The organism is Methyloversatilis sp., from assembly GCF_965284615.1.
Lineage (GTDB): Bacteria > Pseudomonadota > Gammaproteobacteria > Burkholderiales > Rhodocyclaceae > Methyloversatilis.
On the sequence record NZ_OZ260098.1, the window covers coordinates 297,646 to 311,727 of the forward strand.

At 67.0% G+C, this 14,082-nt stretch carries 14 protein-coding genes; 11 read left to right on the forward strand and 3 right to left on the reverse strand.

What is annotated here, in order from left to right; translation table 11 throughout:
- Nucleotides 1–6: 6 nt before the first annotated feature.
- From ACQ66H_RS01445 to ACQ66H_RS01495, 11 genes are all read left to right on the forward strand, one after another.
- Nucleotides 7–657: a DUF484 family protein gene (locus ACQ66H_RS01445; protein ID WP_430432508.1), complete on the forward strand. Its 651-nt coding sequence runs from the start codon at nucleotides 7–9 to the stop codon at nucleotides 655–657.
- 93 nt (nucleotides 658–750) lie between these two features.
- Complete coding sequence (locus ACQ66H_RS01450; protein WP_430432509.1) at nucleotides 751–1,965, forward strand: class I SAM-dependent rRNA methyltransferase; 1,215 nt, start codon at nucleotides 751–753, stop codon at nucleotides 1,963–1,965.
- Nucleotides 1,966–2,035: 70 nt separating this feature from the next.
- On the forward strand, nucleotides 2,036–2,473 hold the full coding sequence (gene dksA / locus ACQ66H_RS01455) for an RNA polymerase-binding protein DksA (RefSeq protein WP_019915761.1): 438 nt from the start codon (nucleotides 2,036–2,038) through the stop codon (nucleotides 2,471–2,473).
- A 19-nt stretch (nucleotides 2,474–2,492) separates the two neighbouring features.
- Nucleotides 2,493–2,822 (forward strand): hypothetical protein, encoded by a 330-nt coding sequence (locus ACQ66H_RS01460; protein ID WP_430432510.1) that lies wholly within the window; start codon nucleotides 2,493–2,495, stop codon nucleotides 2,820–2,822.
- 97 nt (nucleotides 2,823–2,919) lie between these two features.
- On the forward strand, nucleotides 2,920–4,923 hold the full coding sequence (locus ACQ66H_RS01465; protein ID WP_430432511.1) for a TonB-dependent receptor: 2,004 nt from the start codon (nucleotides 2,920–2,922) through the stop codon (nucleotides 4,921–4,923).
- A 203-nt stretch (nucleotides 4,924–5,126) separates the two neighbouring features.
- Entirely contained in the window at nucleotides 5,127–6,335 is a 1,209-nt protein-coding gene (locus ACQ66H_RS01470) for an STAS domain-containing protein (RefSeq protein WP_430432512.1), read from the forward strand.
- A 67-nt stretch (nucleotides 6,336–6,402) separates the two neighbouring features.
- Nucleotides 6,403–6,942 carry an ATP-dependent protease subunit HslV gene (hslV, locus tag ACQ66H_RS01475; RefSeq protein ID WP_019915756.1) on the forward strand — a complete coding sequence of 180 codons (540 nt, stop codon included), beginning with the start codon at nucleotides 6,403–6,405 and terminating at the stop codon, nucleotides 6,940–6,942.
- Nucleotides 6,943–6,968: 26 nt separating this feature from the next.
- Complete coding sequence (hslU, locus tag ACQ66H_RS01480; RefSeq protein ID WP_430432513.1) at nucleotides 6,969–8,291, forward strand: ATP-dependent protease ATPase subunit HslU; 1,323 nt, start codon at nucleotides 6,969–6,971, stop codon at nucleotides 8,289–8,291.
- Nucleotides 8,292–8,327: 36 nt separating this feature from the next.
- The gene (locus ACQ66H_RS01485; RefSeq protein ID WP_304001645.1) at nucleotides 8,328–8,807 is read left to right on the forward strand and encodes a disulfide bond formation protein B; all 480 of its coding nucleotides are present in this window, start codon (nucleotides 8,328–8,330) and stop codon (nucleotides 8,805–8,807) included.
- A 125-nt stretch (nucleotides 8,808–8,932) separates the two neighbouring features.
- Nucleotides 8,933–10,255 carry an NAD(P)/FAD-dependent oxidoreductase gene (locus ACQ66H_RS01490; protein WP_430432514.1) on the forward strand — a complete coding sequence of 441 codons (1,323 nt, stop codon included), beginning with the start codon at nucleotides 8,933–8,935 and terminating at the stop codon, nucleotides 10,253–10,255.
- A 114-nt stretch (nucleotides 10,256–10,369) separates the two neighbouring features.
- Nucleotides 10,370–11,320 carry an IS481 family transposase gene (locus ACQ66H_RS01495; RefSeq protein WP_430432515.1) on the forward strand — a complete coding sequence of 317 codons (951 nt, stop codon included), beginning with the start codon at nucleotides 10,370–10,372 and terminating at the stop codon, nucleotides 11,318–11,320.
- A 17-nt stretch (nucleotides 11,321–11,337) separates the two neighbouring features.
- On the opposite strand, the gene ACQ66H_RS01500 is transcribed toward ACQ66H_RS01495, so the two are convergent.
- The 3 genes from ACQ66H_RS01500 to ACQ66H_RS01510 form a co-directional block, all read right to left on the reverse strand.
- Nucleotides 11,338–12,099: a HesA/MoeB/ThiF family protein gene (locus ACQ66H_RS01500; RefSeq protein ID WP_430432516.1), complete on the reverse strand. Its 762-nt coding sequence runs from the start codon at nucleotides 12,097–12,099 to the stop codon at nucleotides 11,338–11,340.
- Nucleotides 12,100–12,153: 54 nt separating this feature from the next.
- Entirely contained in the window at nucleotides 12,154–12,615 is a 462-nt protein-coding gene (locus tag ACQ66H_RS01505) for a hypothetical protein (protein ID WP_020163029.1), read from the reverse strand.
- 65 nt (nucleotides 12,616–12,680) lie between these two features.
- Nucleotides 12,681–14,069 (reverse strand): S41 family peptidase, encoded by a 1,389-nt coding sequence (locus ACQ66H_RS01510; RefSeq protein WP_430432517.1) that lies wholly within the window; start codon nucleotides 14,067–14,069, stop codon nucleotides 12,681–12,683.
- Nucleotides 14,070–14,082: the final 13 nt, after the last annotated feature.

Consider the following 14,082-nt stretch of genomic DNA (forward strand, 5'->3'; position numbering starts at 1 on the left):
ACCCCCATGAAAGCCGACGACGTCGCGCGTTACCTGCAGGACCACCCGCAGTTCTTCGAGGACTATCACGACCTGCTCGCCCATCTGTACGTGCCGCACCCGCACGGCGGCCGCGCCATCTCGATCACCGAGCGGCAGATCCTGACGCTGCGCGAGAAGGCCAAGCTGCTGGAGCTGAAACTGGCCGAACTGCTGCGTTTCGGCGAGGACAACGACGTCATTTCGACGCGTGTGCACGCGCTGTCCATCGCGCTGATGACGGCCGGCAGCTTCGACGCCGTGATGGTGGCGCTGCGCGAGCAGCTGTCCGAGGGCTTTTCGGTGCCGCACACGGCGCTGCGCCTGTGGAACAGCGTGCTCACCCGCGACGGCGACGTGTTCGAGCCGGTCGAGGAGCGCATCCGCGTGTTCGCCAACGAGGCGCGCCAGCCCTACTGCGGCCCGGTGAACGATCTCGGTGTCGCCGCCTGGTTTGGCGAGTCGGCCCCGGTCGTACAGTCGATGGCGCTGGTGCCGCTGCGCCGTGAATCGCGCGTGGTCGGTCTGCTGGCGCTGGGCGCCAACGACGCAGCGCGCTTCGTACCGGACATGGGCACGCTCTACCTGGAGCGCATCGGCGAACTGCTCGGCGCCGCGCTGATCCGTGAGCTGGGGTGAGATGAAGGCTCCCGCGCTCACTTTGTTCGCTCAGGAGGGCCGGCTTTGCAAAGCCGGCCTTTTCGGCAGGCGCAGCGTGATGACTGACAGACCATGAGTGCCACCCTGATTCTCGCTCCGGGCCGTGAGCGCTCGGTCATGCGCCGTCATCCGTGGATATTCGCCGGTTCGGTCGATCGTCTCGACGGTCGCGCCCGCCCGGGCGACACCGTGCTGGTGCAGGCGGCCAATGGTCGCGCGCTCGGCCGCGCGGCGTTCTCGCCGGCGTCGCAGATCCGTGCCCGCATGTGGACCTTCGGGGACGAGTCGATCGACGATGCCTTCTTCCGCCGCACCGTCGCACGCGCAGTCGAACAGCGGCGCGACCTGCCCGAACTGGCCGGCGAATTCGGTCCGCGCGGGGGCGTGCGCCTGCTGCACGGCGAGTCCGACGGCCTGCCTGGCGTCATCGCCGACCGCTACGCCGACGTGATCGTGCTGCAGATCACCAGCGCCGGCGGCGAGAAGTGGCGCACAACCATCGCCGACGCACTGGTGCGCGCGACCGGCATCGAACGCGTCTATGAGCGCTCGGATTCAGACGTGCGCGCGCTCGAAGGTCTGGAGCCGCGCAGCGGCTGGCTGATCGGCGACGGTGATGCGCCCTTCCCGGTGATCGCCGAACCCGGCGTGGCGGGCGACGTCAACATCGAGATCGACGTGGCCGGCGGCCACAAGACCGGCTTCTACCTCGATCAGCGCGAAAATCGCCGGCTGTGCGGTGGACTGGCCGCCGGTCGTCGCGTGCTGAACTGCTTCTGCTACACCGGCGGCTTTTCGCTGCACGCGCTGGCCGGCGGCGCCGAATCGGTGCTGTCCATCGATTCCTCCGGCCCCGCGCTGGCGACGGCGCAGCGCAATGTCGGCCACAACCCGCAGATCGACGCCGCGCGCGCCGAATGGCTGGAGGCGGATGTGTTCCAGGCGCTGCGCACCTTTCGCGCCGAGGGCCGCCGCTTCGACCTGATCGTCCTCGACCCGCCAAAGTTCGCGCCGTCGGCCGCGCACGCGAAGTCGGCGGCGCGCGCCTACAAGGACATCAATCTGCTCGGTTTCCGGCTGCTGGCGCCGGGCGGTCTGCTGATGACCTATTCCTGTTCCGGTGGCGTTGACGTCGATTTCTTCCAGAAGATCGTCGCCGACGCGGCAGCCGACGCCGGGGTGTCGGCGCGCGTCCTGAAGCGCCTGTCGGCGGGGGCGGATCACCCGGTGGGGCTGGCTTTTCCCGAGGGCGAGTACCTGAAGGGGCTGATGCTCAGGATCGAGTGAAGCGTTACGCAGTTTTTTGCCAAAACATTGGTATCCTCTTCGCCTTTCCAATCCCCGGGAGTTCATGCGGATGGCCACCAAGAACGCCAGCAAGGCCGACAAGCCGCTGACCGAAGCCGACATCCTGAAGATGCCGGAAAAGGACTACATGAACGAGGCGCAGCTCGCCTTCTTCCGCGACCTGCTCGCCCGCATGCGCGACGACATCCTGCGCAAGGCCGATGAAACCGTGGAGCACATGCGCGAGGTCGACAATGTGTCCGACCCCGCCGACCGCGCCACGGTGGAAGAGGAACACACGCTGGAACTGCGCACGCGCGATCGCGAGCGCAAGCTGCTGAAGAAGATCGAACAGGCGATCGACCGCATCGATGCCGGCGAATACGGCTATTGCGACGAAACCGGCGAGCCGATCGGCATCGGCCGCCTGCTCGCCCGCCCGACCGCGACGCTGACCATCGAGGCGCAGGAGCGCCGCGAACGTCTGCAGAAGCTGTACGGCGACTGAGGCCGGGCCCGGACGCGCGATGTTCCGACGCCTTTCCGCGTTGCGGCTCGTCATGCTGCTGCTGTGCCTGATCGGGGCACAGCACGTCACGCTCGTCCATGCCTTCGAACACGTCCCGGCGGCCGGTGTCTCGCTGACCGCCGAGGACGACGGCGACCCGGCGCATGCGCCGGTCTGTCCGGACTGCCTGTCCGCCCATTCCCTGACCCAGCTGTCTGTCGGCGCCGCGCCCGACCCGGCTGTTCCCGATCTGTCGCACGTGCTGCGGGCCGCTTCGCTGCGCGTCGCGGCCCATGGTGCGGCGCCCGAGCCCTGTGCGCACGGGCCGCCTGCCCCCTCCCCGCTCTGATCCGTCGCCCCCTCCGGGGCATGCACTTCATACATTCAGACTGACCCGCGTGATCACGCGCGGGCGCGCGTCCGTGTCCGGACGCGGGGAGAACTTCATGCAGATCCATCGTTTTGTCGGCGGCGCCCTCGCGGCAGCCGCTTCCGTGTCCTTTTCCGTTCCGGTCTTCGCCCAGGCCATCCAGGACCTTCCGGCCATCGTCGTCACCGGCAATCCGCTGGGCAGCGACCTGTCCGATCTGGTCAGCCCGGTGTCGGTGATGGACGATCACGACCTCACGCTGCGCGGCGCCAGCACGCTGGGCGAGACGGTCGGCAATCTGCCGGGCGTCAGTTCGACCTGGTTCGGTCCGAACTCAAGCCGGCCGGTGATCCGCGGCCTCGACGGCGACCGCGTGCGCATCCTCGGCAACGGCGGCGCCACCGTCGATGCGTCCTCGCTGTCCTTCGACCACGCGACCACGGTGGATCCGCTGGTGGTTGAGCGGGTCGAGGTGGTGCGTGGCCCGGCGGCGCTGATGTATGGCGGCAATGCGGTCGGCGGCGTGGTGAATGCGCTCGACAACCGAATTCCGCAGTCGCCGATGAATGGCGCCAGCGGGCGCGTCGATGGCCTCGTCGGCGGCGCCGACTCGACCCGCGCGCTGGCCGGCCGTGTCGAGTTCGGCAAGAACGGTTTCAATCTGCACGCCGACGGCTTCACCCGCTCGACCTCCGATCTGCGCATCCCCGATGGCCGCCTGCGCAATTCGGCCGCCGACACCGAGGGCGGCGGCTTTGGCGCCTCCTTCGCCGGCGAACGCGGTTATGTCGGCGCCTCCTACGGCGTGTTCGATTCGACCTATGGCACGGTGGCCGAAGAGAACATCACGATAGATATGCGCAGCGAGCGCTGGGACCTCGCTGGCGAAATGCGCGAAATCGACGGTTTCATCACTGGCGTCAAGTTCCGCGCCGGCCATACCGACTACAAGCACGTCGAACTGGACGATGGCTTGCCCGAAACGCGCTTCTTCAGCAAGGGCACCGACCTGCGGGTCGAGGCGGCGCACGCGCAGCTCGGCCCCTTCCGCGGGGTGGTCGGCATGCAGCTCGACAGCAGCGAGTTCTCGGCGCTGGGCGACGAAGCCTTCGTGCCCTCGACCAACACCGATACGCGCGCGCTCTTCCTGTTCGAGGAAACCCGCATCGGCGAGCTCAAGCTCACCTTCGGCGGTCGCGTCGAGCGGGTCGAGGTGGGCAGCGACGGCGGTGGCCCGGACGATGCGAACAATCCGGGCACGCCGCGCTTCGACCCGTCGCAGGAGCGTCGCTTCACCGCGCGCAGCGCTGCCTTCGGTGCGGTCTATCCGCTGAACGACACCTTCTCGGTCGCCACCCAGCTGGCGCACACCGAGCGCGCGCCGACCTTCTACGAGCTGTTCGCCAACGGCCCGCACGCCGCCACCGGCAACTACGAGGTCGGCAACGCGGCGCTGGACAAGGAACAGTCGAACTCGATCGACGCCCAGTTGCGCGTCAAGCGCGGCGATCACAGCGGCAGTATCGGCGTGTTCCACAGCCGCTTCCGCAACTTCATCGCGCTCGCCGACACCGGCCTCCGCCGTGAGGAGGACGGTCTGATCGATCCGGCCGGCGAACTGCCCGAGTTCGCCTACCAGGCGGTGCCGGCGAAGTTCTATGGTCTGGAGGCGCAGGCCCATCTGCTGCTGTGCCGTTGTGCCGGCGAGCTTCACCTCGATCTGCAGGCCGACATGGTGCGCGCGGCCAATCGCGACACCGGCGAGCCGCTGCCGCGCATCGCGCCGATGCGCGGCATGGCGGCGCTGAACTGGCATCGCGAGGCGCTGAACCTGCGGCTGGAAGTGCAGGGCGCCCGCCGGCAGGACCGCGTTGACGATCTCGGCACGCCGACTGCCGGCTACGCGCTGGTCAATGCCTTCGCCAGCTACGGTTTCCAGGCGGCCGGCGTGAACTGGGAAGCCTGGCTGCGCGGCAACAACCTGTTCGACACCGAGGCGCGCAACCACGTGTCCTTCCTCAAGGGCATCGCACCGATGCCTGGCCGCAGCATCATGGCCGGCCTGCGCGCCACCTTCTGACCGTTGTCGGGTGCGTCACGGGTGCGGTGAATGCCGCGCCCGTCGCGCCTGGGCGCCGATTTGTGCCCTTGCAGCACCTTGTCACGTCTTCTTACGCCTTCGGGGGTGCCGCCCGCTGCGGTTGAAAGGTAAAGTTACCGATCGTTGCAGTTGTGAATCGATGCGCCGTTAATTACGGTTCGCGCCCCGATCCGGACCCATCCGTGGCTTTCTCCTTCTTCAAGAAAACACCTGCGCCGCAGGTCGAAACCCGCAAGCCGGTGCGACCGACCGCACCGGCCGCGGGGACGGCCACTGCGTCGCGCCCGCCCGACAGCATGCCGGCCAGCGATCCGCCGTCGTCTGCCGGCCTGATGTCGCTCGATTTCGTGTCGCGCGATCCGCTGGAGGGTGCGCGCCGCGCTGGCAAGGGCGAGCTGCAGGTGCAGGACGTGTCCAGCGGGCTGCACCCGGTGGTCGAGGAAGCGGCCATGCTGTTTGCCAATGGTGACGATGAAGCGGCGCTGTCCACGCTGGAACGCGCCACCTTCGGCGATCTCGGCAGTTCGACCGAACAGGTGTGGGCCATGCTGTTCGACCTCTGTCACGCGCTCGGCCGTGTTGACGCCTTCGAGGCGCACGCGCTGGCTTACGCCGAGCGCTTCGAACGTTCGGCGCCGGCCTGGCCGGCGTCCCCATCGCGTGGCGCGACGTCCGGCCCGCCCACGCTGACACTGGCGGGCAAGCTGACCGCGGCCAGCCGCGCCTCCATCGACCAGATCGACCGCCTGTGTTCAAAGGCGCACGTAGTGCGGGTGGATGTCGCCCGTCTGCACGACGTGGACGAGGACGGCGCGCGCATGCTGCTCGACGTGCTGGTGGCGCTGCGCCGCTGCGGGCACGGTGTGGCCATGCTCAGCGCCACCGTGCTGCGCGACCTGCTGGCGCCGCGCATCGTGCCGGGCAAGGCCGAGGGGCCGGCGCAGTGGCTGCTCTATCTGGAGGCGCTGCAGCAACTCGGCGACGAAGCCAACTTCGAGGAATTCGCGATCCAGTACGCGGTCACCTTCGAGCTGTCGCCGCCGTCGTGGGACGCGCGCTGGGTGTCGTCGGTGCTCGCGCCGGCCGCGGCAGAACCGGCGCCGGTCGAGAAGAATGCGCGCATCGCGCTGCGCGGCGAGATCGTCGGCGCCCGTCAGGATGCCTTTGCCGTGCTGCAGGCGGCTGACCTTCCGCAGGGGGTTATGAAGGTCGATTGTTCCGAGCTGTGCCGGATGGACTTCATCAGCGCCGGCCTGCTGTTCAACGTGATCACCGCGGTGCAGGCCACCGGCCGCCAGCCCCGTCTGGTCGATGTACGACCGATGGTGGCGGCGCTGCTGCTGCTGATCGGTGTCGCCGCCGTGGCGGAAATCCAGCAACGCCGCTTCTAGCGCCACCGGCGCCCCGCTGCGCATGGTTTAAAGTGCGCAACCTCCGCGGCATTTTTCGGGAATAGCGATGGAACAGTATCACGGCACCACCATACTTTCGGTGCGTCGCCCGGGTCAGGTCGCCCTCGGTGGCGACGGTCAGGTGACGCTCGGCAATATCGTCGTCAAGGCAACCGCGCGCAAGGTGCGGCGGCTTTATCAGGGCCGCATCCTGGCCGGCTTCGCCGGCGGTACGGCGGACGCCTTCACGCTGTTCGAGCGCTTCGAATCCAAGCTGGAGAAGCATCAGGGCAATCTGCTGCGCAGCGCAGTCGAACTGGCCAAGGACTGGCGTACCGACCGCATGCTGCGCCGGCTGGAAGCGATGCTGGCGGTGGCCGACCGCGAGTCCTCGCTCATCATCACCGGCAACGGCGACGTGCTCGAACCCGAGGGCGGCATCGTCGCCATCGGCTCCGGCGGCGCCTACGCCCAGTCGGCGGCCCGTGCGCTGGTCGAGAATACCGAACTGTCGGCGCGCGACGTGGTGTCGAAGTCGCTCGGCATCGCCGGTGACCTGTGCATCTACACCAACCAGAGTCACACCATAGAAAGCATCGAGTGGTGAGCGCCGTGACCCCTGCGGATCAAGTCATGACCCCTTCCGAAATCGTGTCCGAACTGGACAAGCACATCGTCGGCCAGACGCGCGCCAAACGCTCGGTGGCCGTCGCGCTGCGCAACCGCTGGCGGCGCGCTCAGGTGGCCGAGCCGCTGCGCAGCGAAATCACGCCGAAGAACATCCTGATGATCGGGCCGACCGGTGTCGGCAAGACCGAGATCGCGCGTCGGCTGGCGCGGCTGGCGAACGCGCCCTTCATCAAGGTCGAAGCGACCAAGTTCACCGAAGTGGGCTATGTCGGCCGCGATGTTGACACCATCATCCGCGATCTGGTCGAAATCGCAATCAAGGACCTGCGCGAACGCGCGATGAAGGCGGTACGCACGCGCGCCGAGGACGCCGCCGAGGACCGCATCCTCGACGTGCTGCTGCCACCGGCGCGGCCGGTCGGTTTCGGTGTCGATGCGCCGACGACCGACGAGAGCGGCACGCGGCAGAAATTCCGCAAGAAGCTGCGCGAGGGTGAACTGGACGACAAGGAGATCGACATCGAGGTGGCGGTGGCGCCGGCCGCGATGGAAATCCTGACGCCGCCCGGCATGGAAGAGCTGACCGGCCAGCTGCAGTCGATGTTCCAGAACATCGGCGCGCAACGCCGGCGCAGCCGCAAGATGCCGATCCGCGAGGCGCTGCGCGTGCTGACTGACGAAGAGGCGGCGCGCCTGATCAACGAGGACGAGGTGAAGCAGCAGGCGCTGGTCGCGGTCGAGCAGAACGGCATCGTGTTCCTCGACGAGATCGACAAGGTGGCGTCGCGCTCCGACCACGGCGGTGCCGATGTTTCGCGCCAGGGCGTGCAACGCGATCTGCTGCCGCTGGTCGAAGGCACGACGATCACGACCAAATACGGCATGGTGAAGACCGACCACATCCTGTTCATCGCCAGCGGCGCCTTCCACCTGTCGCGCCCGAGCGACCTGATTCCCGAGCTGCAGGGCCGATTTCCGATCCGCGTCGAGCTGGAGTCGCTGTCGGTCGATGACTTCGAACGCATCCTGACCGCCACCGATGCCTGCCTCACCCGCCAGTACGCGGCGTTGCTGGAAACCGATGGCGTGACGCTGGATTTCGCGCCGGACGGCATCCGCCGGCTGGCCGAAGTGGCGTGGTCGGTGAACGAGCGCACCGAAAACATCGGCGCGCGGCGACTGCACACGGTGATGGAAAAGCTGCTGGAGGAGGTGTCCTTCGACGCCGGCCAGCACGCCCGCTCGCTCACCATAGACGCTGCCTACGTGGACGCCCGGCTGGGCGAACTGGCGCAAAGCGAGGATCTTGCGCGCTACGTGCTCTGACGCGCCGGCTGTCCCAACAACGAGAACGAGTCCCCGATGACCCCGATTGCCCGTACGCGCATCTACTTCCTGCTGTCCTACTTCTGTTTCGGCCTGCTCGCCTTCGCGCTGTGGCTGCAGCACGTCGAGCGTCTGGCGCCCTGCCCGCTGTGCATCCTGCAGCGCTACGCCTTCTTTGGTGCCGGCGTGTTCTTCCTGCTGAGCGGCCTGTTCGGCGGAGCGCTGGCGCGCAGCGGACTGTGGGTGTCGGCGCTGATCGCGGCCGCCGGCGCGGCGGTGGCCGGGCGTCACGTCTATGTGCTGTACAACCCGTCGGTCAGCTGCGGCCTCGATCCGGTCGAGGATTTCGTGAACAGCCTGCCGCCGGCGCAGTGGTTCCCGCAGGCCTTCTTCGCCGATGGCGCCTGCGGTGCCAAGCTGCCGCCGATACTCGGCCTCGACATTCCCGAGTGGTCGCTGCTGTGGCTGAGCGCGCTCGCCGTCGTTGCTGTGCTGCTTTCGTTGCGCCGCGGCTGAACACACTGGGCGGTCGACTGTTCCGCCGCCATGACACCCGGAGCCCCGCCCTGCACAAGCGGCGGGGGCTGTAGCAGAATGCGCCGTCCGCTCCCGTGCAGGGCGGGCTTCGCTCCGAGGAGATCATGAATAATTCCAAGAAACCCGTCATCGTGGTGGTCGGCGGCGGCGCCGGCGGCCTCGAACTGGTCACCCAGCTCGGCGACCGCTACGGCGCCAAAGGGCAGGCCGACATCGTGCTGGTCGATGCTTCGCCCATCCACATCTGGAAACCGCATCTGCACGAGGTCGCCGCCGGGCGCATGGACATGCACATGCACCGGCTGGAGTACGTCGCGCAGGCGCGCTGGCACAACTTCGAGTTCCAGATGGGCCGGATGACGGCCATCGATCGCACGCGCAAGACCATCCACATCGAGGCAGTGGCCGACTTCGACGGCGAACCGATGCTGCCCGAGCGCGAGCTGCATTACGACTATCTGGTGATCGCCATCGGCAGCACGGTGAACACCTTCGGCATTCCCGGTGCGGACGAGCACACGATGGCGCTGGACACCACGCACGACGCCGAGCGCTTCCGGCAGAAGCTGGTCGCCGCCTGCATGCGCGCCGACGCGCGTGCCGAGCGCGGCGAACCGCACGAAGTGTCGATCGCCATCATCGGCGCTGGCGCCACAGGCGTCGAACTGTCGGCCGAACTGCGCCACACCAGCAAGGTGCTGCGCGCCTTCGGGGTGCACAGCATGGACCCGCGCCAGGACGTGCGGATTACGCTGATCGAGGCGGCCGACCGCGTGCTGCCGGCGCTGCCGGCGCGCATTTCGGCGTCGGCCGAAGAGTTGCTGCGTGGCATGGGCATCGACGTGCTGAAGTCGGAACGTGTCAGCGAAGTGCGCCATGACGGTCTGGTCACCGCCAGCGGCCATTTCATCCGCGGCGACCTGATGGTGTGGGCGGCCGGCATCAAGGCACCGAACATGCTGTCCGGCTTCGGCGGGCTGGAGTCGAACCGCATCAACCAGCTGGTGGTGGATGACCACCTGGTCACCACGCACGACCCGGACATCTACGCCTTCGGTGACTGCGCGGCCTGTCAGTGGCTGGGCGGCGAAGGCACGATTCCGCCGCGCGCCCAGGCGGCGCACCAGCAGGCCAGCTATCTGGTGAAGATCTTCGCCATGCGGCTTGAAGGCAAGGGTGACCCCGGCCCCTTCCGCTACAAGGACTTCGGCTCGCTGGTGTCGCTCGGCAAGAGCGGCGCCACCGGCAACCTGATGGGTGGCGTGGTCGGCGGCAGCATGTTCATCGAGGGTCTGGTCGCGCGCATGATGTACCGCTCGCTGTACCAGATGCACCAGATCGCGCTGCACGGCTGGGTCAAGAGCTCGCTCGACGCGGTGGCACGCTTCATCAAGCAGAGCACCGAGCCGCACGTGAAGCTGCACTAGCCTTTTTAGGGGCTAGGTGTGAAGCTTCAATAGGTTGTTTCGGGTGTTCACCCGGAGAAGTTCTGAGAGACTGGAAATCGCCAAACCCCCAAGCTCTCTCGAACAGGATTCCGGATGAACACCCACAAGAATGCCCGATTGACCTACCTTCGTCGCCTGGAAATGGTGTTGGACATGCTTGTGAGAGGTCTGTCGGCCTCTGATGCGGCGAAGCGTAACGGCGTCAGCAGTGTCACTTCCCGCAAATGGCTGGGGCGCTACCTGGCCGAAGGTCCGGCTGGACTTGCAGACAAGTCGTCCCGTCCCGCCCGTTCTCCCCGAAGCATTGCCCCAGAAGTCGCGCTGACCATCATCGAGCTGCGCCGCAAACTCTTTCTTCAATCCCGGATCGCCTCCTACACCGGCGTATCCAAAGCAACGGTCAGCCGGGTGCTCCGACGAGCCGGCCTCTCAAGGTTCAGCGATCTGGCCCCGACGGAGTCCATACAGCGCTACGAGCGCCAGACGCCCGGCGAACTGCTCCACATCGACATCAAGAAGTTGGGCCGCTTCACCGCTGTGGGTCATCGAATCACAGCCGATTATCGCAAGCGCACCCGCGGCGTAGGCTGGGAACACTTGTTTGTGGCCATCGACGACCATTCGCGCATTGCTTTCACCGACATGCACCCCGATGAGCGCAAAGACAGCGCCGTGAGCTTCCTGCGAAATGCCGTCGCCTATTACGCAACGCTCGGTGTCACCGTACAGCGCGTGCTCACCGACAACGGACCTGCCTTCCACTCGCTCGCCTTCGCTCAGGCCTGCACCGAGCTGGGGATCAAACACAAGTTCACACGAGCCTATCGGCCACAGACCAATGGCAAGGCAGAGCGCTTCATCCAGTCAGCTCTGCGCGAGTGGGCCTACGGCCATTCCTATCCCAACTCCGACCTGCGCAAAGCCGCTTTGCCTCTCTGGAACCACTTCTACAACTGGCACCGACCTCATCACGGCATCGCCTGCAAAGTCCCTATGTCCCGTCTCTCAAATTCGCAGAACAACCTCTTGACTCTTCACAGCTAGGGGCTAGGGGCTAGGGGCTAGCTGGGGCTCCGGCCCTCGCCGCAGACGGCGCAGCCGGGGTCGCGCGGCAGCGTGATGCTGCGCCACTCCATGCCGAGTGCGTCGAGCAGCAGCAGGCGGCCGGCCAGCGTGCGGCCGGTCTGCGCGAGGATCTTCAGCGCTTCGGCCGCCTGCACGGTGCCGATGATGCCGGTCAGCGGCGCGAATACGCCCATCACCGCGCAGCGCACCTCCTCGACCTCGCCGCCCTCCGGGAACAGGCAGTGGTAGCACGGCGCGTCCGGCTCACGGCTGTCGAATACCGACACCTGACCGTCGAAGCGGATTGCGGCACCCGACACCAGCGGTGTGCGGGTTGCCACGCAGGCGCGGTTGATCGCGTGGCGGGTGGCGAAGTTGTCGCTGCAGTCGAGCACCACGTCGGCGGCGGCGATCTGTTCCAGCAGTTCGTCGCCGGCCAGTCGCTTCTTCAGCGCGATCACCTCGGTGCCCGGATTGACGTCGTGCAGCGTTTCGCGCGCCGATTCGACCTTGGCGCGGCCGACCGAGTGTTCGCGGTGCAGGATCTGCCGCTGCAGATTGGTCAGGTTGACGTCGTCGTCGTCGGCGATCACCAGCGTGCCGACACCGGCCGCCGCGAGGTAGAGCGCCGACGGACAGCCGAGGCCGCCGGCGCCGACGATGAGGGCGCGCGAGGCGAGCAGTCTGTCCTGTCCTTCGATGCCTATCGGGTCGAGCAGGATGTGGCGGCTGTAGCGCAGCAGTTGCTGGTCATTCATGAAGAAGTGACCGCCGGCGGATGCGGCGGCGTGTAGCGGTGGGGAAACGGGCGGTCAGCGATACTCGCGCAGTTCGCTCGGCGTGTCGTCGTGATCGCCGTGCGGGTGGTGCTGCCAGGCCTTGACGTAGATTTCGTTCGACTTCTTGATCAGTCGCTCCGGCTGCTTCAGGTTGCGCAGCTGGGTGTCTTCGCAGAAATAGAGCATCGTGCGGATCAGTCGCATCTTCAGCGAACCGTCGAGTACGAAGCCGTGCGCGCGCAGTGCCCGCTCTATGCTGCGGAAGCTGTGGTCGGTCAGGCTGTACTCGATGGCGACCACGCGATCGCCCTGCGCGGTGACCGAAATGCCGCCGACCGCGGCGAGCAGCGCGAGCGCCTCATCGACGCGGCGCGGGCAGCGGCGACAGAAGCGCAGTTCGCGGTGCTTCATCAGGCCGGCCTGGGGGCCGTATCCGGGCTTGCGCGGCGCGCGGTGTTCGCGGCCGAAACGACGCTGGCTGGCATGTGCGACCATGGTTCAGCTCCTGCATCCGGCGGCGATCCGCAGATCGCCGCACGGCCCGCCAGGTACGGCGGGCCTCAGTTTTTCTGGATGATCTGCAATCCCTTCAGCAGATTCAAGGCCTGGGTGAACTGGTAATCCGACGCGGTGGCGAACTCGAACGGCGCGGCCGGCTTGGCATCCTCGTCCTCCTCCTTCGCCGGCTTGCCCTTGGCGCCAGCGGCGGGTTTCGGTGCGGCTTCCTCGGGTTCCTTGTCGTTGCCGAGGTGACGGTCGAGGTCGGCTTCGCGCAGACGGATGCCACCGCCGCTGCCATTCGGCGTCTCTTCGACGATGATGTCCGGCACGATGCCCTTGGCCTGGATCGAGCGGCCGTTCGGCGTGTAGTAACGCGCCGTCGTCAGCTTGATCGCGGTGTTGTTGGCCAGCGGCATGATGGTCTGCACCGAGCCTTTCCCGAAGGTCTGGGTGCCCATGATGACTGCGCGCTTGTGGTCCTGCAGCGCGCCGGCGACGATTTCCGAGGCCGAGGCCGAACCCGAGTTCACCAGCACCACCATGGGCACCGACTTGGCGCCGGCCGGCAGCGTGGCGAGATAGTCCTCGCGCGACCCGCGCAGGTAATCCTCCGGCGCGGCGATGAAGCGGCGCTTGGCGTCCTCGGTGCGGCCGTCGGTTGACACCACGGTTGCCTTCGGCGGCAGGAAGGCGGCAGATACGCCCACGGCGCCGTGCAGCAGGCCGCCCGGGTCGTTGCGCAGGTCGAGCACCAGACCTTTCAGTTCGCCGTCCTTGTACAGCTTGCCGATGTGCTTGGCGAGGTCCTCGGCGCTGGCTTCCTGGAACTGCGTCAGGCGCAGGTAACCGTAACCGGGTTCGACCAGCTTCGATTTCACCGACTGCACCTTGATGATTTCGCGCGTCAGCGTGACCTCGATCGGCTTGGTTTCGCCCTTGCGCGCAATGGTCAGGCGGATGCTGGTGTCCGGCTTGCCGCGCATGCGCTTGACCGCGTCGCTCAGCGTGAGGCCCTTGGTCGAGGTGTCGTCCAGCTTGATGATCAGGTCGCCCGCCTTGACGCCAGCGCGGAAGGCCGGCGTGTCCTCGATCGGCGACACCACCTTGACGAAGCCGTCTTCCATGCCGACCTCGATGCCGAGGCCGCCGAATTCGCCCTGGGTGCCGGCCTGCAGATCCTTGAACGCGTCCTGGTCGAGGTAGGCCGAGTGCGGGTCGAGACCCGACAGCATGCCGCTGATCGCGTGGGTGATCAGCTTCTTGTCATCGACCGGCTCGACATAGCCCGACTTCACCGCATTCAGCACGTCGGCGAACTGGCGCAGTTCCTCGACCGGCAGCGTGCTGCCGACCGGCTTGTTCGCGTTGGCGGAGAAATTGAGACTGAGCAGTACCCCGGCACACAGTCCGATCATGACCAGCCCGGTTTGCTGCAGCTTCTTTTGCATCGATTGCACTCCG